22 protein-coding genes and 1 pseudogene are annotated in these 24,724 nt (G+C 65.4%); 11 read left to right on the forward strand and 12 right to left on the reverse strand.

Features of this window, described 5'->3' with window-relative positions; all coding sequences use genetic code 11:
- Nucleotides 1–26: 26 nt before the first annotated feature.
- Nucleotides 27–710: pseudogene (locus tag ACFSGJ_RS20620) on the forward strand (IS256 family transposase); the annotation flags it as partial.
- A gap of 249 nt (nucleotides 711–959) precedes the next feature.
- Here the strand turns inward: ACFSGJ_RS20620 and ACFSGJ_RS10530 are convergent.
- Nucleotides 960–2,582, reverse strand: a complete 1,623-nt coding sequence (locus tag ACFSGJ_RS10530) for a DUF3131 domain-containing protein (protein ID WP_390261331.1) — start codon at nucleotides 2,580–2,582, stop codon at nucleotides 960–962.
- A gap of 71 nt (nucleotides 2,583–2,653) precedes the next feature.
- Between ACFSGJ_RS10530 and ACFSGJ_RS10535 the strand changes: the two genes are divergently transcribed.
- Both ACFSGJ_RS10535 and ACFSGJ_RS10540 read left to right on the forward strand, forming a co-directional pair.
- A complete protein-coding gene (locus tag ACFSGJ_RS10535; RefSeq protein ID WP_390261333.1) occupies nucleotides 2,654–4,756 on the forward strand; it encodes a DUF3131 domain-containing protein in 2,103 nt (700 codons plus the stop codon).
- 134 nt (nucleotides 4,757–4,890) lie between these two features.
- Nucleotides 4,891–5,487 carry a hypothetical protein gene (locus tag ACFSGJ_RS10540; protein ID WP_390261334.1) on the forward strand — a complete coding sequence of 199 codons (597 nt, stop codon included), beginning with the start codon at nucleotides 4,891–4,893 and terminating at the stop codon, nucleotides 5,485–5,487.
- A 4-nt stretch (nucleotides 5,488–5,491) separates the two neighbouring features.
- Here the strand turns inward: ACFSGJ_RS10540 and opgC are convergent, their stop codons facing one another.
- The 4 genes from opgC to ACFSGJ_RS10560 all read right to left on the reverse strand — a co-directional run bounded on the left by opgC (nucleotide 5,492) and on the right by ACFSGJ_RS10560 (nucleotide 10,638).
- The gene (gene opgC / locus ACFSGJ_RS10545; RefSeq protein WP_390261336.1) at nucleotides 5,492–6,736 is read right to left on the reverse strand and encodes an OpgC domain-containing protein; all 1,245 of its coding nucleotides are present in this window, start codon (nucleotides 6,734–6,736) and stop codon (nucleotides 5,492–5,494) included.
- Nucleotides 6,733–8,115, reverse strand: a complete 1,383-nt coding sequence (locus ACFSGJ_RS10550; RefSeq protein ID WP_390261337.1) for a DUF3131 domain-containing protein — start codon at nucleotides 8,113–8,115, stop codon at nucleotides 6,733–6,735. The genes opgC and ACFSGJ_RS10550 overlap by 4 nt, the downstream gene beginning before the upstream one ends.
- A complete protein-coding gene (locus ACFSGJ_RS10555; RefSeq protein WP_390261368.1) occupies nucleotides 8,112–9,953 on the reverse strand; it encodes a glycosyltransferase in 1,842 nt (613 codons plus the stop codon). The genes ACFSGJ_RS10550 and ACFSGJ_RS10555 overlap by 4 nt, the downstream gene beginning before the upstream one ends.
- A 175-nt stretch (nucleotides 9,954–10,128) precedes the next feature.
- A complete protein-coding gene (locus tag ACFSGJ_RS10560) occupies nucleotides 10,129–10,638 on the reverse strand; it encodes a GAF domain-containing protein (RefSeq protein WP_390261339.1) in 510 nt (169 codons plus the stop codon).
- A 166-nt stretch (nucleotides 10,639–10,804) separates the two neighbouring features.
- On the opposite strand from ACFSGJ_RS10560, the gene ACFSGJ_RS10565 reads away from it, so the two are divergent.
- Genes ACFSGJ_RS10565 through ACFSGJ_RS10575 form a run of 3 tightly spaced genes read left to right on the forward strand, consistent with a single transcriptional unit; the run spans nucleotide 10,805 to nucleotide 13,475 of the window.
- Nucleotides 10,805–12,730, forward strand: coding sequence for a PP2C family protein-serine/threonine phosphatase (locus ACFSGJ_RS10565; RefSeq protein WP_390261341.1), 1,926 nt, complete (start codon nucleotides 10,805–10,807; stop codon nucleotides 12,728–12,730).
- Entirely contained in the window at nucleotides 12,717–13,055 is a 339-nt protein-coding gene (locus tag ACFSGJ_RS10570) for an STAS domain-containing protein (protein WP_390261343.1), read from the forward strand. The genes ACFSGJ_RS10565 and ACFSGJ_RS10570 overlap by 14 nt, the downstream gene beginning before the upstream one ends.
- A gap of 3 nt (nucleotides 13,056–13,058) precedes the next feature.
- Entirely contained in the window at nucleotides 13,059–13,475 is a 417-nt protein-coding gene (locus ACFSGJ_RS10575) for an ATP-binding protein (RefSeq protein ID WP_390261344.1), read from the forward strand.
- Nucleotides 13,476–13,494: 19 nt separating this feature from the next.
- Here the strand turns inward: ACFSGJ_RS10575 and ACFSGJ_RS10580 are convergent, their stop codons facing one another.
- The 6 genes from ACFSGJ_RS10580 to ACFSGJ_RS10605 form a co-directional block, all read right to left on the reverse strand.
- The gene (locus tag ACFSGJ_RS10580; RefSeq protein WP_390261346.1) at nucleotides 13,495–14,232 is read right to left on the reverse strand and encodes a family 16 glycosylhydrolase; all 738 of its coding nucleotides are present in this window, start codon (nucleotides 14,230–14,232) and stop codon (nucleotides 13,495–13,497) included.
- A 460-nt stretch (nucleotides 14,233–14,692) separates the two neighbouring features.
- A complete protein-coding gene (alr, locus tag ACFSGJ_RS10585) occupies nucleotides 14,693–15,742 on the reverse strand; it encodes an alanine racemase (RefSeq protein ID WP_390261348.1) in 1,050 nt (349 codons plus the stop codon).
- A 46-nt stretch (nucleotides 15,743–15,788) separates the two neighbouring features.
- A complete protein-coding gene (locus ACFSGJ_RS10590) occupies nucleotides 15,789–17,288 on the reverse strand; it encodes a replicative DNA helicase (RefSeq protein WP_390261350.1) in 1,500 nt (499 codons plus the stop codon).
- 157 nt (nucleotides 17,289–17,445) lie between these two features.
- Nucleotides 17,446–18,120 (reverse strand): orotate phosphoribosyltransferase, encoded by a 675-nt coding sequence (locus ACFSGJ_RS10595; protein ID WP_390261351.1) that lies wholly within the window; start codon nucleotides 18,118–18,120, stop codon nucleotides 17,446–17,448.
- Nucleotides 18,121–18,130: 10 nt separating this feature from the next.
- Nucleotides 18,131–19,168, reverse strand: a complete 1,038-nt coding sequence (pyrC, locus tag ACFSGJ_RS10600) for a dihydroorotase (RefSeq protein WP_390261352.1) — start codon at nucleotides 19,166–19,168, stop codon at nucleotides 18,131–18,133.
- 54 nt (nucleotides 19,169–19,222) lie between these two features.
- A complete protein-coding gene (locus ACFSGJ_RS10605) occupies nucleotides 19,223–19,852 on the reverse strand; it encodes a hypothetical protein (protein ID WP_390261354.1) in 630 nt (209 codons plus the stop codon).
- 237 nt (nucleotides 19,853–20,089) lie between these two features.
- Here ACFSGJ_RS10605 and ACFSGJ_RS10610 point away from each other — a divergent pair, with 237 nt between their 5' ends.
- From ACFSGJ_RS10610 to ureC, 5 genes are all read left to right on the forward strand, one after another.
- Nucleotides 20,090–20,911 carry an urease accessory protein UreD gene (locus ACFSGJ_RS10610; protein ID WP_390261356.1) on the forward strand — a complete coding sequence of 274 codons (822 nt, stop codon included), beginning with the start codon at nucleotides 20,090–20,092 and terminating at the stop codon, nucleotides 20,909–20,911.
- A gap of 12 nt (nucleotides 20,912–20,923) precedes the next feature.
- Nucleotides 20,924–21,226, forward strand: a complete 303-nt coding sequence (locus ACFSGJ_RS10615; protein ID WP_390261358.1) for an urease subunit gamma — start codon at nucleotides 20,924–20,926, stop codon at nucleotides 21,224–21,226.
- A 105-nt stretch (nucleotides 21,227–21,331) separates the two neighbouring features.
- Complete coding sequence (locus tag ACFSGJ_RS10620; protein ID WP_390261360.1) at nucleotides 21,332–21,637, forward strand: urease subunit beta; 306 nt, start codon at nucleotides 21,332–21,334, stop codon at nucleotides 21,635–21,637.
- Nucleotides 21,634–21,993, forward strand: coding sequence for an antifreeze protein (locus ACFSGJ_RS10625; protein WP_390261362.1), 360 nt, complete (start codon nucleotides 21,634–21,636; stop codon nucleotides 21,991–21,993). Before ACFSGJ_RS10620 ends, ACFSGJ_RS10625 begins: the two co-directional genes overlap by 4 nt.
- 25 nt (nucleotides 21,994–22,018) lie before the next feature.
- On the forward strand, nucleotides 22,019–23,728 hold the full coding sequence (gene ureC / locus ACFSGJ_RS10630; protein WP_390261363.1) for an urease subunit alpha: 1,710 nt from the start codon (nucleotides 22,019–22,021) through the stop codon (nucleotides 23,726–23,728).
- Between the two features lie 676 nt (nucleotides 23,729–24,404).
- On the opposite strand, the gene ACFSGJ_RS10635 is transcribed toward ureC, so the two are convergent.
- Entirely contained in the window at nucleotides 24,405–24,653 is a 249-nt protein-coding gene (locus tag ACFSGJ_RS10635; protein ID WP_390261364.1) for a hypothetical protein, read from the reverse strand.
- Nucleotides 24,654–24,724: the final 71 nt, after the last annotated feature.

Raw genomic sequence — 24,724 nt, forward strand, 5'->3', positions numbered from 1 at the left:
TGACTGGCACTGACCAGCGGCAGGACTCGGCGGGCGAGGTGCGCAACGTCTCGCTGCTGGTTGCTAGCGCCGTCAATTCCGAGGGCTACCGCGAGATCCTCGGCATCTGCGAGGGCGCCAAGGAGGACACGTCGGGCTGGTCGAGCTTCCTGCGCCACCCGGTTGACCGGGGCCTGAGCGGCGTGCAGCTGATCATCTCGGACGCCTGCCGCGGCCTCGTCGAGAGCATTGCCGACTTTCTGCCCGACGCGCGCTGGCAACGCTGCATGGTGCATTTTTCCCGCAACGCCTTCGGCCATGTGCCGACAACCAAGGTGCGCGAGATCAGCCACATGCTGAAAGCGATCCACGCGCAGGAAAGCCGTGAAGCGGCGCCGAGAAGGCCGCCACCGTGGTGGAGGACCTGCGTCCCCAGAAGCTGGGGAAAGCGGCCGATTGGTTGAGGCCCATATCGACGAAACGCTGCACTATTACAGCTTCCCCGACAGCCACTGGCTGAAGATCCGCACCAACAATCCGCTGGAGCGGATTATGAGGGAGATCCGCCGGCGCACGCGGGTGGTGGGGCATTCCCCGACGGTCAGCGCTGCCTCAACCTCGCCGCAGCACGCCTGCGCCACATCGCGGCCAGCCAGTGGTCGACGTCCAAATACATGAACATGGCCCCGCTCTACGCGGAGCAGACCTCAGCCCTCGGTGCCGTCGCATGACAGAATGTGCGAAAGATATTTGACGCTACCAAGTATTTTGGTTGCTCCTCGGAGTTGAAATACTCACACCTGTCGTCGCGAGCTTCTCCGCGAGATTTTCGTAGAGATTGGCTGTGCTGCGGGCGTTCTTGAGCGTGTTGAGAAGGCGCTCGACGAGGCTCCGCAGCCGGCAGAAGGCACGGATTGCGATGGTGCTGCCGAAGCCCCGCTCGCCCCCCCGACATGCCGTCGCCCGACGCCTCCGTCCCGTCAGAACGGCGGCGAGGGGTTCGCAAGGGGCAGGATGCACCTTCCGTCCGACCCTTGCGTGACGGGTTGCAGGTCGGTGGGTCGTGCGGTGTCCGGGAACAGCGGGCCGAGGTTGCGGTAAGCGACGGTCGCCATCACAAAGGCGTTCGTCGCGCTTGTGCGGGTCATCTCATAGGCGCCGGTCGTCTCGTAGCGTCCTTCATACCAGCCCGTGCCGGGATCATAGAGTTCCTCGACCAGCGACAGCAAGAGCGCCGCATTCGCATCGTCGGCAAAGGTATTCAGCGCGAAGGCCGCCCGGGTCGAGACGAGCGCGAGCGAGGGACGGAGGCTGCCATCTGGGGCGATCACCGACCACGGATAGCCTTGGGCAAGCGCGGTCGCAAAGATCGTGGTGGGATCCTCGCCGCGGCGGAAATCACTGCGCCCCATCGGCCGCCCGGTCTGCGCATAGGCGCGTGCCTGAACTTCGGCGAGTGCGGCCATCAGGTCATCTGCCGCCCGGCCTCCGGCAACCTCGTCGACGCGATCGCCCAGCGTCGCAAAGCCCAGTTCAAGCCCCAGATAGGCGGGCGGCGTCGTCATCAGGGGGGCCTGATTGTCGACATCCTCGGTCAGCGGGAAGCGGAGGCCCAGGATTTCGGTCTCATACGGATAGACATCCTGCACCTCCGGGACAGGCACCTCCATCCCCCAGGCGCGATATCCCTGGGCGCCATAGGCATCGTAGCCACGGCCCGTTTCCGGCGCGGTCTGGAGCCCGTCGGGCCCGGCGGTCGCGATCTGCAACTGGCTGCGATCGGAAATGATGCGGCAGACACTCAGCCGGGCTACCGCGTTGCGGATGAAGGGGGCGAATTTGGGATGTTCCTCGGCCGCGATGCGAAGCCATAGCAAAAGTCGCCCTGTTTCGACCGCCGACCAGCCTGCGATGCCGGGTTGCAGATCGCCGCCGAGCGCGGTGCCCGAGTCGACGTTGTAGAAACGGTTCGGCATCCGGTCGGGCGTGAGTGTCATCCAGTTGAGGAAATCAACAAGCCGGGTGGCGCGGCGGTCGAATGTGCGGGCGTCGATCAGGCCCATCCGATGCGCAATCAGAAGGGCCGCAAGCTGATCCGCGATGGACCAGGGTGTCGCGACATTGGTGCCGGCCCGCACCTCGACCAGAAGGCGCGGATCGGAAGGCGAGGGAACAAAGCCGCCGCCGGGGTTGCCGCTCCATTGCTGCTGGACCGGCTGGGGTGGTGACGGCTGTTGCTGTACGGGCGGCGGCGCGGGCTGCGCCTGGGGCGGTGGCGGCGCTTGCGGTGGAGGGGCTTGCGGGGCAGGGGCGCCGTTGAAATAGGCCCAGGCTGCGCGCAGCCAGCGATCTTCCTCGGGCGTCAGCTGGACGAAGGCCTCGTCACCCCCCGATGTCTCTCCCCACAGCCTCGGGGGCGGTGAGCGCGATTCAAGTCCCTGCGCAAGCCAGAGCTGCCCCGCCGTGGCCCGGTCGCCATTTGCAGAGAACGCCTCGCACGGCGCGGTGGTCAGCCCGATGATGCCGAGGGCCAGAGTGAGGGGCCGGAGTTTAAGAGGGAGAAACGTTCTTTCGCGGACGCACGCTTGCGCAACGGGGATCATGCTCTATTCTCGCAGTAAGACTGAATTTGTTGCGAATGATCCATCCTGTCCTCACTTCTGCCGGAATATCCATGAGAAAGATCGCGCGTTCGGCGATTTTATGCGCGAGCGTGATCGCGCCGACCATCTATCAAGGCGGGGATGCGCGGGCGCAAACCCCCGACTGGGCCGAACGGCCGCTGTCGGTGACCGAGCCTGTGGCGATGCCGCGCCGTGGTGAGCTGACCCCCGCAGAGATGGAGATGGCCCGTCAGGCCTGGGTCTATTTCGAGAACAACACCCAGCCCGGCACCGGCCTTGTAAACGCCTCTCATAATTTTCCCTCCACCACGCTCTGGGATGTGGGGTCGGCCCTTGCGGCGACGGTTTCGGCACATGGGCTGGGGATCATCGACGACGCAGAGCTGAACGACCGTCTGGACCGGATACTCAAAACGCTGGGCAGTCTCGATCTGTTCCAGCGGGACTGTCCGAACAAGGCCTATGACACGCGGACCGCCGTCCCCACGAACTATCTGAACGAACCGGGCGAGATCGGTTGTTCCGCCATCGACATCGCGCGGTTGCTCAGCTGGCTTCGTATCGTTGAACAGCGTTTCCCGGAACGTCAGCCGAAGGCGCGGCATATCGTGACCCGCTGGAACTGGTGCCAACTGGTTCAGGACGGGTTTCTTTACGGGGCCGCGCTCGATGGGAACGGCAACGTGATATACTTGCAGGAAGGCCGTCTGGGGTATGAGGAATATTCAGCCCGTGCGTTCCAGCTCTGGGGCTTCGACGTAGAGGCCGCACTCGCGCCCGAACCCTATGAGACGCTGTGGATGTATGGCGTTGAAATCCCCTATGACGCTCGCGACCCCCGGGTTCTGGGGGCGCAGAATTATGTCGTGACCGAAAGCTACGCGCTGCTCGGCATCGAATTCGGCCTTGGCGATCCGGCGGCAACGGATGTCGGTGGCTGGATCGCCCGCGCGGCGCAGAATATCTATGAGGTGCAGGCGCGGCGTCATCAGGCAACCGGCATCCTCACCGCCCGGACCGAGCATCAGTTGCTGGAATCGCCGTTCTTCGTCTATGACACGATCTTCAGCGACGGGCGCCCCTGGGCCACGATCACCGAGGCGGGAAACTGGGTGCCGCAACATGCGGCTGTCGCGCTCAAGGGTGCGCTTGGGCTCTGGGCGCTGTGGGAAACCCCCTATACCGACCTCTTGTTCGACGCCATCGCGCCACAGTTCGACCCTGAGCGGGGGTTTTACGAAGGCATCTATGAAGATGGGCGCGGGGCGATCCGGACACAGACGGCGAACAACAACGGCATCATGCTGGAAACGCTGTTCTTCAAGGCCTATGGCCCGATCCTGCGCGAGGTGGTGGACCCGACCGGCTGGGTTGCCCAGGTCGACCCGGCACAAGGGCGCTGCCTGCCCGAGCGGGCCAGCCTCGATCTTTCGGGCGGCGAGACGATCCGCATCATGCCGCTTGGTGCATCCAACACATATGGCATGTATTACAATCCCGCGTCCCGTGGCGGCTATCGCGGCTATCTTTATGATCTGATGAGCGAGGACGGAATCGCCTTCGATTTCGTCGGGATGGACAATGACGGCGATATCCCGGACGCCGACCACAACGGCTATCCCGGCCAGCCGATCGAATGGTTCACCCGACCTGTCAACGAAGCCGTGGATATCGGTGGCGTGGCTTATGAGATATTCAGCGGCGATCAGCCCGCGTCGGTGCATCTCATCGAGCAGGCAGAGATGACCCCGGATGACATCGTCCTCCTTCTCGCCGGGACGAACAACGTGCGGCAGGGCGACAGCGCCGAGACGATGCTGGGCCAGATGCAGCTATTGCTTGATCAGATCGTGAATACTGCAGGCGGCCCCGAAGTTCATGTGATGACGCTGACCACATTGGGGGGCGATTACTGGGAAGACGGTGATCCGACGCGCACCAACAACGACACGATCCGGCTGTTCAACGAAGGGTTGGCGCAGCTGGTCGAGACACAGTATGGCGCGCTGGGGGTCAGGCTTGTCGATGTCGAGGCGGCCGACATCCATCGTTCGCCGGATGGCGTCCATCTGAGCGAGGAAGGCTATCGCATGGTCGCCGAAGCGTGGCATTCAAGCATCCGCGCCGCGCTGGAGTCGCGGCTGATCGATTGACGCCACGCCGGGGTTTCCGGGGGTTGAGCGAAGGCTGGCAGAATCCCGCTTTCCGGGCATGGCTTTGGAACCGGGGGCCGGGCTGATCGCTTGATCCTGACGGGTGCGCAGGAAGTCACGAGGGAAGTCACCGCATGAAATTGACGCGACTAAGGGTGCCATCGGCCGGCGCCTTGGCAATCGTGATGTCCGGCCTCGGCACGTCTGCGGCCCTGGCCGACGGGATCTATGCGAGTGTGGATGTTTCCCGCTCGTCCGTCGGCGGGGTGCTGAGCGCGACGCGCGGCGACTATACCTTTGGCATGACGGTCACGGATTACGACGGCGGCATCAGCGCGGGTCTCAGCTTCACCCGCCGGTTACCGTTCAACTTCGGCGTCGAGGGGCTGAGCCTGTCCGCAGGGCCCACGCTCGGCTTCAGCGGCGACAACCTTTCGGAGGTGACCCCCGGCCTTACCGCCTCGGCGCAGCGGTTCGGCAACACGGGCTGGGGCAGCTATTTCCTGCAGGCGAGCGTCGGCACGGTGAACAGGTCGTTCTTTCTTCAGGCGCAGACCACCTTTGCCGAACCGGGGATCACGCTCGGCCTCTCTCGCGGGGGCAGCACCGAGTATGATGAGGCGAGCCTGAGCATCAGCAAGCGCCTCGGCACATCACCAGTAAGCCTGCGCGCGGGCTATCTGTTGATGAGCGATCAGGTCTTTGCAGGCTTCTCGGTGAACACCTTCTAGCCTGTCACCGAGGAACGATCGCGAACAGGAACCGGGTCCGCACCATCAGCCAAAGCCCCAGTACGGTGGCCAGATAGAGCGCCGTGTTGACCCAGATCATCCCGGGCCAGACGGCGTCGAAACTCGGCACCCCGTCGAAATAGCCGGGAAGCTGGTCTATCAGCCCGATGAACAGCAGATGCATGAGAAAGACATAAAGGCTTGCCTCGCCGATGGGGATCAGCAGCCAACCCAGGGCGCGCGACAGGGGCACCCAGAACCATGTCAGCAGGGCATAGAGGCTGACGAAGAACACCGCCACATTCAGCAGCCGGGGCAGGGGAAGTTCGTCCTTGAGGAAATAGCGGCCATACAGCGAATAGAACGTGTCCGGGTCGATCAGCGGCAGGCGCGCCCATGACGGAAACGACGGGTTGGGCGAGGCCTGCGCCAAAACCAGGAACCCGAGGGCAAGGATGATGCTGACGGCCACAGCCAGATTGCCGCGGCCCCTCTGCGCAAGCCATGCGCCGATTTCCGCACGAAAGAAGCCGACCGCGAGCGCGTGGGTAAAGAGCACCTGCCAGCCAAGCAGGGGGAAGGCGAACTCGAACTGCATCCCGAGCAGGATACGATCCGGAGGCGCCAGAAGCTCCGAAAACCAGAGCGCCCATGTGAGGGCGAAATAGATCCCGAGCATCCTCATCCGCAAGAGCCACAAAAGAAGTGGGCTGACCGCGAGCAGCAGCACATAAAGGCTGAGGATCTGGATCTGGTGCGGCGACCGCTGCATCAGCACCGCCTGCCCGAGCTGCGTCATCCAGGGCAGGCCGGGATCGGGGGTCAGGGTATAGGTGACACCGGCCCATCGGTCGGTGAAACTGGTCAGCGCCGTCATGTCCGCGATTCCGATGGCGGCGATCGCCATCACCAGAAGGATCACGATGAGCTGCGCGCGGTAAAGCACGAAGGCCCGCCGCAGCGCCCGCACCGTGACCTGTTCCAGTCCCTCCCGGTCGCTGACGCGGCGGTTCACCACCCCCAGCACAAGCCCTGAGGCGACGACGAACAACTCGGCTGCGGAAACGAAGCCAAGGCGTTCCCAGAACAGGAAGTTGAACCAGGAAAACATCTCCAGATGCGCGGCGATCACCGAAAGCATCGCATAGCCGCGGAGAAAGTCGAACCGCTGATCCCGCCCTTCTTGCCCGGACGGATAGGACAGGCGCGCGCGCAGGCCAGCGGCCGGCAGGGGCGCCGCAACGGTCACTCGCGCCTCACGCCGGACCGCAGCGGCGCGGCCTGGTCCGTGATGATCTGGGCCGCCGGTTCCGCCCGCTCGCCCACGGGATGCAGCAGCGGCCCGAAGGTGCGGTAGTGCAGGGCGGTCAGGATCACACCATTGGTGTTGGCGGCGCGCGCCTCGTTCGGCTCATCGATCTCTTCGAACGGGCCGGTGGCCCAGCCTTCGGCGCTCGCTTCGGCGGTCACGGCCTCGGCAAGCATCTCGGTGTAATCGGTCTGATAGAGCATGTGCCAGCCGATGGCTGCCTTGCTGCTCAGGATGCGGAAGCCGGAGGCATCGTCGCCCGTGTCGGTGAGCACAGCCCAGGGAACCCCGTCGCCCAGCACGGTGCTGTAGACGAAGTACGGCGCGCGGTCGATGTGATCCTCGGTCACGGCGGTCAGGATGCCGGTCTCCCGATACCGCGCCTCTTGCGCGCTGTAGACGCGCCAGGCCAGTTCCCGCGTGACCGTGTCCCAGCCGAACTCGATCCCGTCGAGGATGTAGGGGTCGCTCACGGTATAGACATGCCCGCCGAAGGCATCGCCCCGCACATCGGTCGGGACGTCAATTCCGCCCACCTCTTGCCAGCGCAGCGTATCGTCAAGGCGGATGGCAGCATGAACGTCATGGCCAAAGAGCGCGAACCCCTTTGCGGCATAGCGCTCATAGCCGACGCGCCCTTCCTGCAAAAGCACATGGCCGCCGCCCTCGGCCGGTTCGGCCCCGACCATCACGCCGTCCCGCACGGCGGCATCGACCTGCCAATGGTCGAGCACACGCTGCACCGCCCCCGCGTGGTCGGGGTAGTCCTGCTGCAGCGCGTGGAACGGGATAAGGATGCGCCCGATGTCCAGCGCCGACCAGCCGATCCCCGTTTCCGTCGGGACATTGGCATAGTCGGTCATGGCGAGCGTCAGGGTGTCATAGGATTTGTTGGGCAGCAGGTCGTCATAAAGCTGCAGCGACGCAAGGCTTGCCAGCGCCCGGTCCACGATCGCGTCGAATTCCGCCCGGGGCAGGACGCCCAGCCGCTCGGCCGCGATGGCGCCCAGCAGGAACGACCCGGTGTCCCACATGGTCGTGGCGGGAAAGCCTGCGACAGTATCGGCGAGCCCCGTCTCGGGCCGGATGTTGGCCGCAAAGTAACCCCATGCCATTTCAGCGGCCGCACGCTCTTCCTCGGTCAGGGGCCGGTGCGCGGGGGCAGGGATATCCGGTGATGCCGCGACGACCTCCCTGGCGGGGGCGCCCGGCTCCATATCCCACGTCTCCAGCGTGAAGATGATGCCAAAGGCCACTAGAAGGCCAAGTAGAAAGACGATATGGCCCCGCGCCGCGAGTAATCCGTTGCGGAACGTCATGCGGCGACCCCTTCTGCCGTTTCTTCCGTGTCTTCGTCATCCGGCCGCCAGAAGGCCGCAAGGATGATCCCGCTCATGGCGATGATGTTGTTTGCCGCCCAGAAGCCATTGGCGACCAACCCGCCCGCCGTGTAGCTGTCCGACCCCAACGCAAAGGCCGCCAGCGCGTAGCCGAGCGCCGCGACAGTCAGCAGGACGATGCCGATCTGCGGCAGCACCAGCCGGTGAAAGCTGCCGGACTGGCGGTCCTTGGGCGTGACCTTGAACTTGATCTGCTCGCCCCGCGCCACGGCCCAGAGCGCGCGCAGGTTGAGCGGGAAAAACGACAGATACCAGAGCTTGGCCTTGTAGCCCGCGATGCCCCAGGTCCCCACCATCATCGCGAGTTCGTTCAGGATCAGGAATGGCAGGATGTGCTTGTAGAAGTCGAAGGAATAGGCCGAGACCGGTGCTATCCCCGAGAAAAGGTAGATGATCGGGGCAAGCAGGAAGATCAGGTTCCATATCCCCGCAAGGTAGGACCAGAAGGTCGCCCCATACATCACCCGCTGCCAGAACGACAATCCGCGCCGGAAAAGCGGGTTGTCGTTGACCAGGATATCGAGTGTGCCGCCCGCGTATTTGTAGCGCTGGATGGTCCAGGACAAGAGGTCGCGCGGCGACAGCATCTTGCTCTCGACCCAGGGATGAAACACCGACTTCCAGTTCCGGTTCGGGTCGGAGTGAAGCACGATCGAGGTGTAGATATCCTCGGAGACATGGAACTTGTAGGGCGTGAACTCGGTATCCAGCGCCGCCTGCCCGCGCAACTGGGCGCGCATTCCTTCTTCCAGCGCGCCTTCGCGAGTCAGCTTGCGGATTTCCTGCTCATCCAGTTTTGCCTGCTGCTCGATCGCCTCGGCATAGGCGGTCAGGGCGGCCTGCATCACGGCTTCGCGCCGGTGGATTGAGCCAGCCCCGCAGCAGAATGAGGCATTCGCCCAGTTCCGGCGGCGCTGGATGATCTGGTAAAAAAGCTCCGGGTCATTGACGAACGGGTCGCTGCCCACAGGAATCGGCCCCGCGACCCTTTCGATGGCGCGCCCCAGCGCCCGGCCCGGACGCCCCAGCCAGCGGCGCAACACCTCGGACAGGGGGGTGCCTTCGGGCAGGTCGTAGAACCATTGCGGGGTCTGCACCCAAGCGACGTCCGGGTCGCGGAAATAGCCGAGCGTCCGTTCCAGCAGCGTCGGCAGCGGGCGGGTATCGGCATCGCAAATCACCACGAAATCGCCCGAGGTCGCTTCGAGCGCGTTGCGCAGGTTTCCGGCCTTGAAGCCGATATTGTTGCTGCGGGTGATGTAGCCCACGCCTTCGGCCTGGGCCATGGCGCGCATCTCGGGGCGGCGGCCGTCGTCAAGGATATGGATGCGCAGGTCGATCGCATGGGGATAGCGCAGTGCAAGGGCGTCGCGGATACCGAGCCGGACCAGATCGACCTCTTCGTTATAGGTGGTAAAGAAGATATCCACCGCCACGGGACGGTCCGGCGCATCCGCTTCGTCCACGCAGTCGCGGATCGAGGCGGGCGGGGGCGTGATGGGCGTGTCGCGCGTCTTCCACAGGTTCGCCGTGAAAAGCACGAGCCCGATGAACGAGAGCGTTTCGGCCAAGGCAAGCGGGATCGCGAACCACAGCGCATCGTAGTTCAGGCTGGCCGTCCAGCGCCAATGCACATACCACGCCCCCATCACCAGCGCGATGGTCGCGAGAAACTGGTAAAGCAGCTCTCGTCCGGGGGAATGGGGGATGGGCGGTCGGGGGCTCCGGTCCTCGAACTGCTGGAAATAGAAGCCCATCGCCACTGCCCCGCCCTTATTGCGGACCGGAACGCCGCCAAAGGGGGAGGCGTCCGGTCTTTTCCGCCCCCTCCTCAGGGCGCAAAACATCTTAAAGTTTAGCGGCCTGCGCGCAGGCATCAAGCCCTTGTGAGGTTTGCAGATGCCCCGTCATCCGGATGGCGTCCCGGCGCGGTCAGGACAGGGCGGGCCGATCCGGAAACGCCTTCGCCACAAGCACCGATACCGCGGTTTCCGCCAACATGACCAGTTCCGCACGCTCGCCCAGCGTGAAGTCGTGGGGCCGGTGATCCAGGAGGCACAGCGCGCCCAGCCGTATGCCTTCCAGATAGATGAGCGGCGCCCCGGCGTAAAAGCGGATGAACGGCGCGCCGGTCACAAGCGGGTTGCTCGCGAAGCGTGGATCTTCGCGGGCGTCGGTGACGACGAACACATCGTCCGCCAGAATTGTGTGGTTGCAAAAGGCCAGCGAACGGTCACACCCGGCATCTTCCATCCCGCTGCGGCCCAGGAACGCCTGCCATGAGGCGTCGAGCAGCGTGACCAGCGCGATCGGCACGTCAAAGTTGCGCCGCGCTTCCTCGCATATGGCATCGAGTTCGGAATCGCGGTCACGATTGAGCAGGTTCATCTCGAGCAATGCGCGGAGACGTTCTGTTTCTTCTGGACCCAGCGGGTAATCCACTCGTTCACTCCTAAGGACGGAGACATCCCAGCCGTTACACGAAAGGGCAGACCCGGCAAGACAATTCGCGGTGTTATACGCTTCTGTCTTCCCTTAGGCTTAACGGTCTCTTATTCCTGAGGCGCAACCCTGAAGAGAGAGGAGTGCCGGCCTGAAACTCCCGCAGATGTCCATACGCGATACGCTCCTGGGGCTGACCGGATTTCTCGGTCTGGCGCTTACAGTCGTGGTCGCGCTGCAGATGGTGGCAAGCCTTGCCCAATGGCGCGAGGTCGATCACCTTGTCGCATCCAACCAGCTGCGCGAGCATCTGGCACAGGCCGCCGCGACTTTGGCGGAAGAGCGTAGCGCGACGGTGCTTGCGCTTCGGGGCCTTCCTGCGGCGGTGGGGGATACGGCCGGGCTGCGGGCGGCGACGGATCGCCACATCGCGCGGGTCGCGGCATCCTTTGAGGCTGACGCCGATCCGGCCCAAAGGGCGGAAGTCAACGCCGTTCTCGATGAACTCCGCCATCAGCGGGCTATCGTGGATGCCGCCGGCACCCCGCAGGACCGTGCGGCGGTGGCGCTTGCCTTCCACGACTTCGGGATCGCGGCCGTGAACCGGCTGAATGCAGCCCGGCTGGCCGTGCTGGTGCGCGAACAGCCGGCAGACCCGGTCACCGCCCTGGCCTTCAACCTGCGCAGCCAGACGAGCGCGATATTCGAATACCTCATCCGGTCGCGCACCTTGATCCCGCTTCTTTCCATAGGCGCGGTAGGCGAGGAAGAGCGTGAGGAAATCGAACGCAACGCCGTCCGCATCGACGCGGCGCTTGCCGTCCTGCGTGGAAACCCTGACCTTCTGGGCCGCGACTTTCCGGACCGTATCCGCAGCTTCGAAAGCCGCTACTATACACTTTACCGCCCGGCCGAGGATGCGGTTCTCGCCGGGGGCGCCGGCACTGCCCCGGATGCGGCCGTCGCAGAGGCCGAGCTGCTGCTGGACGAATTGCGCGGACTTCTCTCGGCGCTCTTCGACATCTCGCGCGATCAGCTTTCGGACCTGCGTCGCGCCACGATCCGCAGCGTGCTCTTGTGGTCGGGCCTGTTCGTGGCCGGCGCGCTTACGGTTCTGGCCAGCACGCTTGTGGTTCAGCGCCGTATCGTCAAGCCGCTGGGCGACCTGCGCCGCGGGATGCTGGATCTGGCCGAGGGCCGGCTGGATACTCCGGTTCCCGTGGCGGCGCGCCAGGATGAGATGGGCGCGATGACGGACGCGCTCCGGGTTTTCAAGGCCAATGCGATCCGGCGGCGGCGCCTGCAGGACGAACGGCTGGCCCTGCATGAACGGTTGAAAGACGCGTATCGCCAGCTCAAGATCGACCTGGAGGCCGCCGCCGTCGTGCAGGCGACGCTTTTGCCGCCACCGGCGCGTCTGGGGGGCGTGGCATTCTACAGCTATTTCCGCCCGTCGCGCTATATCGCGGGCGACACCTTCGATGTGGTGCGTCGTCCGGACGGGCGGATCAGCTTTTTCGAGATCGACGTCGCGGGCCATGGCGCACCGGCCGCGCTGATCTCGGTTGCGTCGCATCACAGCATCACGCAGGCCGTGCTTCAGCGTCAGCCGGGCCAGAGTCTTGGCGATCTGGCGGCTTCGGTCAACAAGGACTGGCCCGAAAGCTTTCCCTATTTCACGATGATCCTGGGCGAGATCGACCCGGCCGCCGGAACGGGACGGCTGGTACAGGCCGGGCACCCCGCACCGCTATTGATCGGGCGCGGGGGCGATGTGCGCCAGCTTGGCGACGGTGGCTTGCCGGTGGGCATCATCCCGCACGCGACCTACGATGAGATCGCGTTCGATTTCGCGGCGGGCGACAGGCTGTTGCTCTATTCCGACGGTCTGATCGAAGCCGAAGATGCCGGCGGCCGCTTTTTCACCGAGGAACGTCTTGTCGAGATCGTAACGACTCATGCGACAAGCTCGACCGCGGCCCTGATCGAGGCCCTGGATTTGGCCTTGCGCAGTTGGAGAGGCTCGGGGAGCCTTGATGATGACGTGACAATCGTGATTCTGGAGGCAGAGACTGACCATGAACGTGCATGAGCAAGAGCGGGGGAACGTTCTGGTCCTGTCCTTTGACGAAAAGCGGCTCGACGCGCACAAGGCGCCGCGCCTGCGCGAAGAGATCATCTCGCGGATCGAGCAGGGGCGGCACCTGATTGTCGTCGATCTTTCGGCGACCGAGTTCATGGACAGTTCCGGACTGGGCGCGCTGGTGTCCTGCCTCAAGCGCATCGGGCCGAAGGGCGGCATCGCCGTCGCCGGTCTTGGCAGTTCGGTCGCGCGGCTGTTTTTGCTGACGCGGATGGACCGGGTCTTTTCGCTGCACGGAACGGTCGACGAGGCAGTGGCCCGGCTGGAAGCCTGACCGGTGGGCGGGGTCGAACACCTCCGGATCGGCCCTGACCTTGCCGAGGTCGGCCCCGCCGCAGAACGGATCAGGGACCTGACGACGACCGCGATCGGCGTCGAAGGCGGCGAAGCCATGGAGCTCGCCTTTGTCGAGGCGGTCAACAACATCATCCTGCACGGGCATCTTTCGCCGGGCGACCGGATCGGGATCGCCCTGCAGACCGATGACCGGGGCGCAGTCCTGACGCTGGAGGATCGCGGTCGTCCGATCCCGCCCGTCGCGCTGCAAGAGGCGGATGAACCAGGCGACCCGCTGGCGGAATCCAGCCGTGGCCTGTGGCTGATCCGCGCGCTGATGCATGACATCGGTTACGAGTCCGCGGATGGACTCAACCGCCTGACGCTGACCCGCCGCGCGGATACGGACAGGCCCTGAGGCACCCGGCCGACGTAATTCACGCCAGCGGCGCATCCCCTTCGGACGGTCGGATATCCGCGGCAATGATCGTCGCGATCAGCGGCCGGCCCGGATCGGCCCATGTGCCCGCCCAGGGCTCCTGCTCTGGTGCGACGGCCCACAGATTGACGAAGCTCCTCATCGGGCCGAGCGTCCAGATCCCGTCCGGCATGTCGGCGGGGCCAAAGCTGCCGACCACCCGCCCGTCGATCCGAAAGACGGCCATGTCCGGGCTTACCGTCACCTCATACCGGTGAACGCCCGTCGCCGCGTCGAAACCAAGCGCGACCCGGACGGGATGTTGCCCGCTTCGTTCCAGGGTCACATGTTCGCCCGCCTTGTTCGTCATGTGGATGTTCAACCGCACGGATGTCGTATCCGCGCCGACGAATTCGAAATCGAACTCCACCCATGGCTGGTTCTCCCAATCGGCTCTGTAGGTGAAAAGCCCGAAGACCGCGCCCGGCACCATCTGTGGCGCCTGCACCGTCCAGCCCCATGTGCCGGTGATTGCGGCCCGCGCCGACTGAACTTCGCCCCCCAGAACCGCATAGCGCGACCCTGATGGCGCGGCCGTCAGGCTCAGCTCCACACTTCCCTGCCCGGTCAGGCGAACGTGATCGGCGGCCCAGTGCAGGATCGACGATTGCCCGGCGGGCCAGTCCGAAATCAGCCATCCGTCGGGCGGCAGGTCATCGCCGGCGCGATAGAGGTCAAGGGCGGGCGTGGGGGTCATCCGGGCCTCGGCTGGGTTGCGGTAACCGGTTATCTAGGCGGCCACTCTGGTCCGAACAGCAGGAGCAGCGCAAAAACACCCAGCGCGGGCACCGGCAGCGCAACGAGGCCTGAACAGAGCCTCTCGATGGATCTTGACCTTTCGCCATCCGTGGCCAGGCCGCCGGCAGGAGGTGAATACCGCCTGTTTCTGCGCAACCGGGTTGTCCAGCCCTTGCAGGTCGCAAGCCTACGGTCTTGAAGTAAGGGGGCCACCATCGCTAGGAAGGTCACCAGCAGGGCAAGCAGCGGATCTTCGCGCCAAAGCGTCTGCAGCCTGCCGATGACCGTCACCGTGATTTCCGACGACCACCGGAACAGGCGCGGCGTCAGCACCGGCTGGAACCAGACCGCTGGGCATATCAGCAAGAGCGAGAGGTTCAGACCGGCCAGCCACCAGCCCGCGCGCGGCGCCCGCAGGCTCAGCCCGCCGCCCCGTCATAGCGCCGTTCATACCGGGCGCCGAGCGAGGTGAGCATCTCATAGCCGATCGTGCCTGCGGCCTCGGCCAGATCGTCCACAAACTGGTGCGGGCCAAGGATATCGAGCGCCGCGGGAACCTCGGGCAGATCGGTCACATCGACGGTGATCAGGTCCATCGAGACGCGCCCGGCAATGGGGCAGGGCACATCGCCCGCCCAAAGATGGACGCGGTTCCCCAGAACGCGGTGCAGCCCGTCGGCATAGCCGCCCGAAACCGTCGCGATGATGGACGGGCGCTGCGCGACCCAGCCGCAGCCATAGCCGACGCTTTCGCCTTCTTCGATCGGGCGGGACTGGACGACCGGCAGCGACAGGCGGACGACAGGGCGCGCGTCCTGAAACGGAAGGCCGCCGTAAAGGCCGATACCCGGGCGCGTGAGGTCGAAATGATAGTCGCGCCCCAACAGGATGCCCCCCGTGGCCGAGAGAGAGCGCGGCACACCCGTCCCGTCGGTGAGCGCTTTGAACTCCGCCAGTTGATGGGCGTTCAGCGGGTGATCGGGTTCATCCGCGCAGGCAAGATGGCTCATCAGCAGGACGGGACGGCGCGACAGGGCAATCTCGGCAACGGCCGCCCATTCGGCGCGTTCCATGCCCAGCCGGTTCATGCCGGTATCAAGCTGGATGCCGAAAGGCTGATCCGGCAGCGCCTCCAGATGCCGCGTCAGCTGATCGACCGAATTCAGCATCGGCGTCAGGTCATGTTCGGCGACAAGGGCGGTGTCGCCCTCCATATGGCCCGAAAAGACGCAGATCTGCGGCCCGGGGCCAAGGGCCTTGCGCACCGCCGCGCCTTCCTCGGCCATCGCCACGAAAAACCGCCGGGCGCCGGCTTCGGCCAGGGCCCGGGCGATGCGCCCTGCGCCAAGGCCGTAGCCGTTCGCCTTGACCACCGCCCCGGTCTGCGTTGCGCTGTCCGAGGCCGCATCGAGCGCGCGCCAGTTTGCCGCGAGCGCGGCGAGGTCGATATGAAGGGTTCCGCTTGCCATGGGCGAAGGTGTTGACCGGCGGGCGGCGCCGGTCAAGCGGAAACGGTCAGAAGTCGCCGGGGCCGGCGCCTTGCTGCCACGGCTTCACAAGATTGCCGAACCGGGTAAAGCGACCCTCGAAGCTCAGTTCGACCGTGCCGATGGGGCCGTGGCGCTGCTTGCCGATGATGACCTCGGCCTTGCCATGCACCCGCTCCATGGTTTCCTGCCACTTGGCCATGGCCTCCAGGTTGTCCTCGCCGGGCTTTTCCCGTTCCTTGTAGTATTCGTCGCGGTAGACGAACATCACCACGTCGGCGTCCTGCTCGATCGAGCCGGATTCCCGCAGGTCCGAAAGCTGGGGGCGCTTGTCTTCGCGGCTTTCGACCTGACGTGAAAGCTGCGACAGGGCAATCACAGGAATATCAAGCTCTTTCGCGATGGCCTTGAGACCTTGGGTGATTTCCGAGACCTCGTTCACCCGGCTGTCCTTGGCGGTGGCGGGGCGCACAAGCTGAAGATAGTCCACCATCAGCACATCGAGCCCGTGGGTCCGTTTCAGACGCCGCGCCCGGGCCGCAAGCTGGCTGATCGGCAGGGCCGGCGTGTCATCGATATAGAGCGGGCAGGATTCCAGCGCCTTCGCGGCCTCGACAAAGCGGCGGAACTCGGCCTCGGTCATGTCGCCGCGACGGATCTGCTCGCTTGGCACCTCGGCCGCCTCGGAAAGGATACGCGCGGCCAGCTGTTCGGCCGACATCTCCAGGCTGTAAAAGCCGACGATGCCGCCATCCACCGTGCCCTCGGTCCCGTCGGGCAGCAGACCCTTCTTGTAGGTCTTGGCGATGTTGAAGGCGATGTTGGTCGCAAGCGAGGTTTTCCCCATCGAGGGCCGCCCGGCAAGGATCAGCAGGTCCGACGGGTGCAACCCCCCCAGCTTTTTGTCGAGGTCGATGAGACCTGTCGAGATGCCCGCAAGACCCCCGTCCCGCTGATAGGCGGCATTGGCCACGTTGACCGCATCCGTCACCGCCTTGAGGAAGGATTGAAACCCCTTTTCCACATGGCCCTGTTCGCCGAGCTTATAAAGCCGCTGTTCCGCCTCGACGATCTGTTCGCGCGGCTCGGACGAAATCTCGACCCGGGCGGCGCGGGCGGAAATGTCGCGCCCGAGGCTGATCAGTTCGCGCCGGACGGCAAGGTCATAGATCATCTGCGCATAGTCGCGTGCCGCATATGCCGAGATCGCAGCCCCCGCCAGCCGTGCGAGATAGGCCGGGCCGCCCAGTTCGCGCAGGCCCGTGTCATCCTCCAGAAATGCCTTGAGGGTCACGGGCGAGGCGAGCGCGTTCTTCTGGATGCGGGCCGCCGCGATTTCAAAGATGCGCTGATGAACCGGTTCGAAGAAATGATCCGCCCGGATGATCGCGGCGATCCGGTCATAGACATCGTTATTGGTGAGAATCGCGCCGAGAAGCTGCTGCTCCGCCTCGATGTTGTGGGGCAGGCTCTCGCCAGCCTCGGACGCATCGGCCGGCTTGGCGCGCAGGGCTGCAACGTCGTTCATATCCGTCCCTTCGTGATCTGCCGGATCTGCCGCGGGTCTGGGCGCGCGGGGTCCTGTCCGGTTCGGGCCATTGTGACGGAAAGGGGGGGCGCTGGTCAATGCGGCGCTTGGGCGGCGCCCGGGGATGCGCGCGGACCCGCCGCCCCCGGGCTGCGGCTCAGGCGCGGGCGTCGCGCCAGGCCTGCGGGCCGGTCAGGAAGGCCTCTACCTCGGTCATGGTGCGGTCGTCGAAGGCGCCCGAGGCCTTGGCCTCGGCCAGAACGTCCCACCAGGTGCAGAGGTGATGCAGCTCGACCCCGTGGTTCCGCAGCGTCCCGATGGTTTCGGGAAAGATGCCGTAGTAAAAGATTACCGCTGTATGGCCGCAGGTTGCCCCGGTTTCGCGGATCGCATCGACAAAGGAAAGTTTCGACCCGCCATCGGTGGTCAGATCCTCGACCAGCAGCACGCGCTGGCCTTCGGTCATCGCGCCCTCGATCCGGGCGTTGCGGCCGTAGCCCTTGGGTTTTTTACGCACATAGGTCATGGGCAGGCCCATGCGTTCTGCCACCAGCGCGGCAAAGGGGATGCCGGCGGTTTCGCCGCCTGCGACGTTGTCGAATGCCTCGAACCCCGCATCGCGCAGAACGGTGCAGGTCAGGAAGTCCATCAGCGTGGACCGGATGCGCGGGTAGGAGATAAGCTTGCGGCAGTCGATATAGACCGGCGAGGGCAGGCCCGAGGCGAAGATGAACGGTTCCTCGGCGTTGAAATGCACGGCCTTGATTTCCAGCAGCATCCGTGCGGTCAGCCGCGCCATCTCGGCCTTGTCGGGAAAGGTGGTGGGGATCATCGGATGCCTCTCAGTTGCTCACATGCCAGTGCAGGGGGAAACCCGGGTCAAAGACCGTCACCGGGCCCGCGCCTGTCAGGATCTTCTCGGGGTAGGAAACAGGCGCCCCCTTGGTCAGGGTCAGCGTGGCCTCGTTTACCGGCAGGCGGTAGAAGGCCGGGCCGTGGAGCGAGGCGAACCCCTCCAGCCGGTCCAGCGCGCCCTCCTGTTCAAAGACTTCCGCGAGGATCGACATGGTATTCGTCGCGGTGAAACAGCCCGCGCAGCCGCAGGCATGTTCCTTGAGCGCGTCGATATGCGGCGCAGAATCCGTGCCGAGGAAGAACCGCGCCTCGCCGCTGGTTGCCGCTTCGCGCAGCGCAAGGCGATGGCTTTCGCGCTTTGCCACCGGCAGGCAGTAGTAATGCGGCTTGATCCCGCCCACGAGGATGTGGTTGCGGTTGATGACGAGGTGATGTGTGGTGATCGTTGCCCCAAGATCGTCGCCCGCCGATCGCGCATAGGCGACGGCGTCGGACGTGGTGATATGTTCCATCACCACCCGCAGCCCCGGCGTTGCCCGGCGGACCGGGTCGAGCACGCGGTCGATGAAGACCGCCTCCCGGTCAAAGATGTCGACGTCGCCATCCGTCACTTCGCCGTGCAGGCAGAGCGGCAGGCCGATCTCGGCCATCTTTTCCAGCACCGGGCGCACCTTGTCGAAATCGCGCACGCCGGAATGGGAATTGGTGGTCGCGCCGGCAGGGTAAAGCTTGACCGCCTTCACAAGACCCGATGCCGCGGCCGCTGCCACATCCGCCGGATCGGTATCCTCGGTCAGGTAAAGGGTCATCAGCGGTTCGAACTGAGCGCCTTCGGGCAGGGCCGCAAGGATGCGGTCGCGATAGGCGGCGGCCTGTTCACCCGTCACCACCGGCGGCACGAGGTTCGGCATGATGATCGCACGGGCGAAATGTCGGGTGGTTTCCGGCAGGATGCCCTGCAGCATCGCCCCGTCGCGCAGATGCAGATGCCAGTCGTCCGGGCGGCGAATGGTGAGTTCAGTCATGGTCCCCTCGCGTTTCGCGCCCCGTAACATGGATCGGGGCGCGAAGGCGAGGGTCTATTCGAGGTTCAGTGAGGCGTCGATCTGGATCACCTGCGCGCCGTCGGCCTGCGACGGAATGATGATCACCTGCGCGCTGCCGATGCCGGGGCCGGAAAAGAGGATCTGCTGGCTCTCGATCATTTCCGGCGACGGGTCGACCTGCCAGCCGGTCTCGCGCAGGGCTTCGCGCCAGCGCTCGATCAACCTCTCGGCATCCTCGTGGGTCGAAAACTGCAAAAGCCGCGTGGACGAACCGATCGCGCTGTTGATGACGACCTCGGTGTCCTCGGGCAGGTCGATGGCGGGGGGCAACCAGTCGGCGACGTCATTGCCCGGCCGGTCGAGCCCGCCTTCGCTTGCCAGTCCCGGGTCCTGCGCTTCGGCGCTGAGGCCGTCATCCTGCGCCTCGGCGGGTGGAGCGTCGTCCGGTGCCGCCGGGGCTTCGGTTGCGGCGCCATCGGGCGGTAGCGGATAGCCTGTCGCGGGGTCCTGCTGCGCGGCCAGCGGCGTGGCAAGCGTCAGGCCAAGGGCCAATGTCGCGGTTATCACGGATGCAAGCTGGGCGTGCGGCCGCTGAAACCCGCATCGCGATTTCCTCCCGGCGTCGCCGGCAATCGGCAGCGTGTTCGGCAGTTCCTGCATCATTCACCTCTTTCGTTCGGGGAAACCAGTTAGTGCGGGAGGGCGTCTCTGGCCAGACCGGGCGGCGATTTCCTGCCGCAAGGCAGCGAGAATTTGCAACATGCACAATTAACCGGCAACCCGCCCAAAGCTTGGCTGCCGCCGCCTCCCATCATCCGGCGGACATGGCGCGGCCTTGCAGCCCGGCGCCGACCCTCTAATCTGGCGCGACAGGCCGTTGGGCCGACAGGGGGTGAGGCGATGCCGGACGGCAGCCGCATGGAAGCGTTGCAGCGCAGCCGGGGCGAGGGGCGCGTCTCGCTCGTGCTCCGGCAGGGCCGTGCTTCGGTCGGCCAGCTGCGGCAGGCCGGATCGGCCAAGGTGATGCTGCCACGCAGTCATGGCCCGGTGCCTGAGGTTGTATTTCTCAACACTTCCGGGGGGCTGACCGGCGGCGACCACATCCGGTTTTCGATGGATGTGGGGCCGGGCTGCGACGTGGTCGGCACCACCCAGACGGCGGAACGCGCCTATGCCAGCGCGGGCGGCGCGGCGCGGCTTGATGTCGATCTGTCGGTGGGACAGGGCGGGCGGCTGGACTGGCTGCCGCAGGAAACGATCCTCTTTCAGGACAGCGCCTTGCAGCGTCGGACCTCGGTAGATCTTGCGGGCGATGCGACGCTGATCCTGTCCGAGATGCTGGTTCTGGGGCGGGCGGCGATGGGTGAGACGATCACACGGCTTGCCCTGTCGGACTGGCGCGAGGTGCGGCGCGCGGGCCGACCCGTGCTGCTGGAGCCGTTTTCGCTGCAGGATGCGGCGCTGGGCCATTCCGCCACCACGGGCGAGGCGCGCGCCATGGCGACGGTCGCCCTGATCACGCAGGGGGCAGAGGACGCGCTGATCCCGGTGCGGAGTGCCTTGGCGGCGCAGGCGGAGGTGGATGCCGCTGCCTCGGCCTGGGACGGGAAATGCGTGCTGCGCCTGATGGCCGCCGATGCTTTGCCCTTGAAGCGGGCCGTGGCGGCCGTAATGCTTGTGCTGCGGGCGGGGCGGCCCTTGCCCCGTGTCTGGCAGATCTGACGGAGATACTGAATGAACCTCAGCCCCCGCGAAAAGGACAAGCTGCTGATCAGCCTCGCCGCCATGGTGGCGCGCAACCGGCTGGAACGCGGCGTGAAACTCAACCACCCCGAGGCCATCGCCCTCATCACCGATTTCGTCGTCGAAGGCGCGCGCGACGGGCGCAGCGTCGCCGATCTGATGGAGGCCGGCGCCCATGTCGTGCGCGCCGATCAGTGCATGTCGGGGATCGCCGAGATGATCCATGATGTGCAGGTCGAGGCCACTTTCCCCGACGGCACCAAGCTTGTCACCGTCCACCACCCCATCCGCTGAGTCTGAAAGGACCGCCATGTCCCGCATCGCTGCCATCCTGTCGCGCCTTTTGTCCCCCGCTCCGGTCCCTGTTCCCGTGCGGGTCAACCCCAAGGGGCCGCGCCGGTGATCCCCGGCGAGGTCTTTCCGGCACCGGGCGATATCGAACTGAACGCCGGCGCCCCGGCGATCACGCTGCGCGTCGCGAACACCGGCGACCGCCCGGTGCAGGTCGGTAGCCATTACCACTTTGCCGAGGTGAACCCGGGGCTCGACTTTGACCGCGTCGCGGCGCGGGGCTACCGGCTCGACATCGCCGCCGGGACCGCGGTGCGGTTCGAGCCCGGCCAGACACGCGAGGTGCAGCTTGTTCCCCTTGGGGGCGACCGGCGCGTCTATGGCTTCAACCGTTCGGTCATGGGGCCGCTGTGAAACGGACCGCTGTGAAAAGCGCCCCCTTTGCCGGGCTTGGAACCCCGGTCGATTACTGGCGTGCCGGCCTTGCCTTCTGGACCATGGCGGCCGAGGCGCAGACGGTGATCGCGCTGCGCTCTCTGGGGATGATGGGGTTCTGGGCCTATCCGGCCGGAGAGGCCGTGCGCATGGTGGCCGAAAAACAAGCCGCCTTTCTTCAAACGGCGCAGGCGGCGGCAACCGGTGCGATGCGCGCTGAGAGGCCCGCGCGGCTGGCCGCTGCCGTGATCCGGCCGGTCGGGCGCAAGACCCGCGCCAATGTTGCCCGCCTGACCAAGGCGGGGCCTGCCGCCCTGCAGCCACCCCGCAAATAACCGCCCGCACCGCCAAGAGGACAAGATGCCCGCAAGGATTTCCCGCGCCACCTATGCCGACATGTATGGCCCCACCACGGGCGACCGGCTGCGGCTGGCGGATACCGACCTGATCATCGAGGTGGAACGCGACCTGACCACCTATGGGGAAGAGGTCAAGTTCGGTGGCGGCAAGGTGATCCGCGACGGGATGGGTCAAAGCCAGATGACCCGCGCCGAGGGCGCGATGGATACGGTCATCACCAATGCGCTGATCCTCGATCACACGGGAATCTACAAGGCCGATGTCGGCCTGCGCGATGGGCGGATCGCGCGCATCGGCAAGGCCGGCAACCCCGATACGCAACCCGCGGTCAATATCGTGATCGGCCCGGGCACCGAGATCATCGCCGGTGAGGGGCGCATCCTGACCGCGGGCGGGTTCGATGCCCATATCCACTTCATCTGCCCGCAACAGATCGACGACGCGCTGCATTCCGGGGTGACGACGATGCTCGGCGGCGGCACGGGGCCGGCGCACGGAACATTGGCCACGACCTGCACGCCGGGGCCCTGGCATATCGGACGGATGATGCAGGCGCTGGACGCGGTGCCGGTGAATATCGGCCTTTCGGGCAAGGGCAACGCGAGCCTCCCTGCGGCGCTGGTCGAACAGGTGCAGGCGGGGGTCTGCGCGCTGAAACTGCATGAGGACTGGGGCACGACGCCGGGCGCCATCGACTGCTGCCTTTCAGTCGCGGACGATCTCGACGTGCAGGTGATGATCCATACGGACACGCTGAACGAGAGCGGGTTCGTCGAAAACACGCTCGCCGCCATTGGCGACCGGACGATCCACGCCTTTCATACCGAGGGGGCGGGGGGTGGCCACGCGCCCGACATCATGAAGGTCGTGAGTCATCCGAACGTGATCCCCAGTTCGACCAACCCGACCATGCCCTACACGGTCAACACGATCGAAGAGCATCTCGACATGCTCATGGTCTGCCACCATCTCGACAAGTCGATCCCCGAGGATGTCGCCTTTGCCGAAAGCCGTATCCGGCGCGAGACGATTGCCGCCGAGGATATCCTGCATGACATGGGCGCGTTCTCGATCATATCATCCGACAGCCAGGCGATGGGGCGCGTGGGCGAGGTCATCACCCGCACCTGGCAGACCGCGCACAAGATGAAGGTGCAGCGCGGCCGCCTGTCCGAGGAAACCGGCGACAACGACAATTTCCGCGTCCGCCGCTATGTGGCAAAATACACGATCAACCCGGCCATCGCGCATGGCATGTCCCGGGAGATCGGGTCGGTCGAGGAAGGCAAGCGCGCCGATCTGGTGCTCTGGTCGCCGGCGTTTTTCGGGGCCAAGCCTGATATGGTGCTGGTAGGCGGGGCGATTACCATGGCCCAGATGGGCGATCCCAATGCCTCGATCCCCACGCCGCAGCCGGTCTATACGCGGCCGATGTTCGGGGCGATGGGCCGGGCGGTAGAGCGCAGCGCGGTGATCTTTGCCTCGCAAGGGGCGGTCGAGGCCGGGGTTGGCGCGCAACTGGGGCTCGCAAAGGACCTGGTGGCCGTCAGGGGCACGCGCGGCATTGGCAAACGCGATATGCGGCTGAACGACGCGATGCCTCGGGTCGAGGTCAACCCCGAGACCTATGAGGTCCGGGCGGACGGTGTCCTGCTGAGCTGCGAGCCGGCGGCCGAGCTTCCGCTGGCACAGCGGTATTTTCTGTTCTAGCGGCGGTGAAGTCTGGCGACGGGAAGTGTTTCGAAAGGCGCGTTGCGCTGAACGATGCGATGCTGCGGGTTGGGGTCGATCCGTGCATAGGCGGAATTGCGGGAGGGGGCGCCGTGGCGCGGATGGGGCAGTCAATCCCGGCATGACGAACTTGCGCCGTCCCAGTGCCTCGGCCGCCATTGAACGGCCGTTCGCATGACGGGTTGATCCGCGAGTCACAGCCTCCGGAAACTTCATGGCGTGCGCTCGACTATTAACTGCGGAGAGCAGTTGCCGTCCCCTTCCCCAAAGTCGCCCCAGCACCTGCGGCAGTTTCGGGCAGTTTATCCGACCCGCCGCCCGCCCGGGGGCAACAGCCATGCGCCGGCGCTGCCGGTCGGTCGGCATCTCGACCCGCCGCCCGCCCGGGGGCAACAGTGTTCCGACAAGCCTTGGCAACCCGGTACGGCACGATAACGGCATCACCGGCACCATCCGAGCGCCACGATATCCGTCACAGCCGTATAGTCAGGCCAGAGCCGCATCAGCCTCAGAAAACGCCCCCTACGCAGTGGGACCCGCCGCCGGGGGCCGTCCGACAGAAGTAAACGCATCCCGATGCCCCTATGCGGCACGATATAGGCGAGGTTCCCCGCGCTGGTCGCCAGATGGGCATGGCCCGCTTCCGGCACAGATGTCAGCCCCTTGCAAAGCTGCCCGCATCGCTGCGTTGCGAGACAACGACCTCCTTGCGGTGGCTCACGCGGTAATATGCGGGGTTCGCGAGAACCTCTTCCGGCAGGCGGGCCCGGTCGAACAGATTACACCGATATTGTTCGACCTCCACTACATGGCGAGAACCTTCCACCCGATCGGGGCCTTGCAGGAACAGCGTGCGTATTCCACGGAAGATGGGCATCGATTCCACGGCATCGTGGGCAGCCATTCCACGCCTCGGGCAGTCTGGCCGACTGGTGCATGGAGTCAGGCTCGACCCGTCGGGTCAAGCGGTTTCAT

Origin of the sequence: Halodurantibacterium flavum (genome assembly GCF_042681825.1) — a bacterium.
GTDB lineage: Bacteria > Pseudomonadota > Alphaproteobacteria > Rhodobacterales > Rhodobacteraceae > Halodurantibacterium > Halodurantibacterium flavum.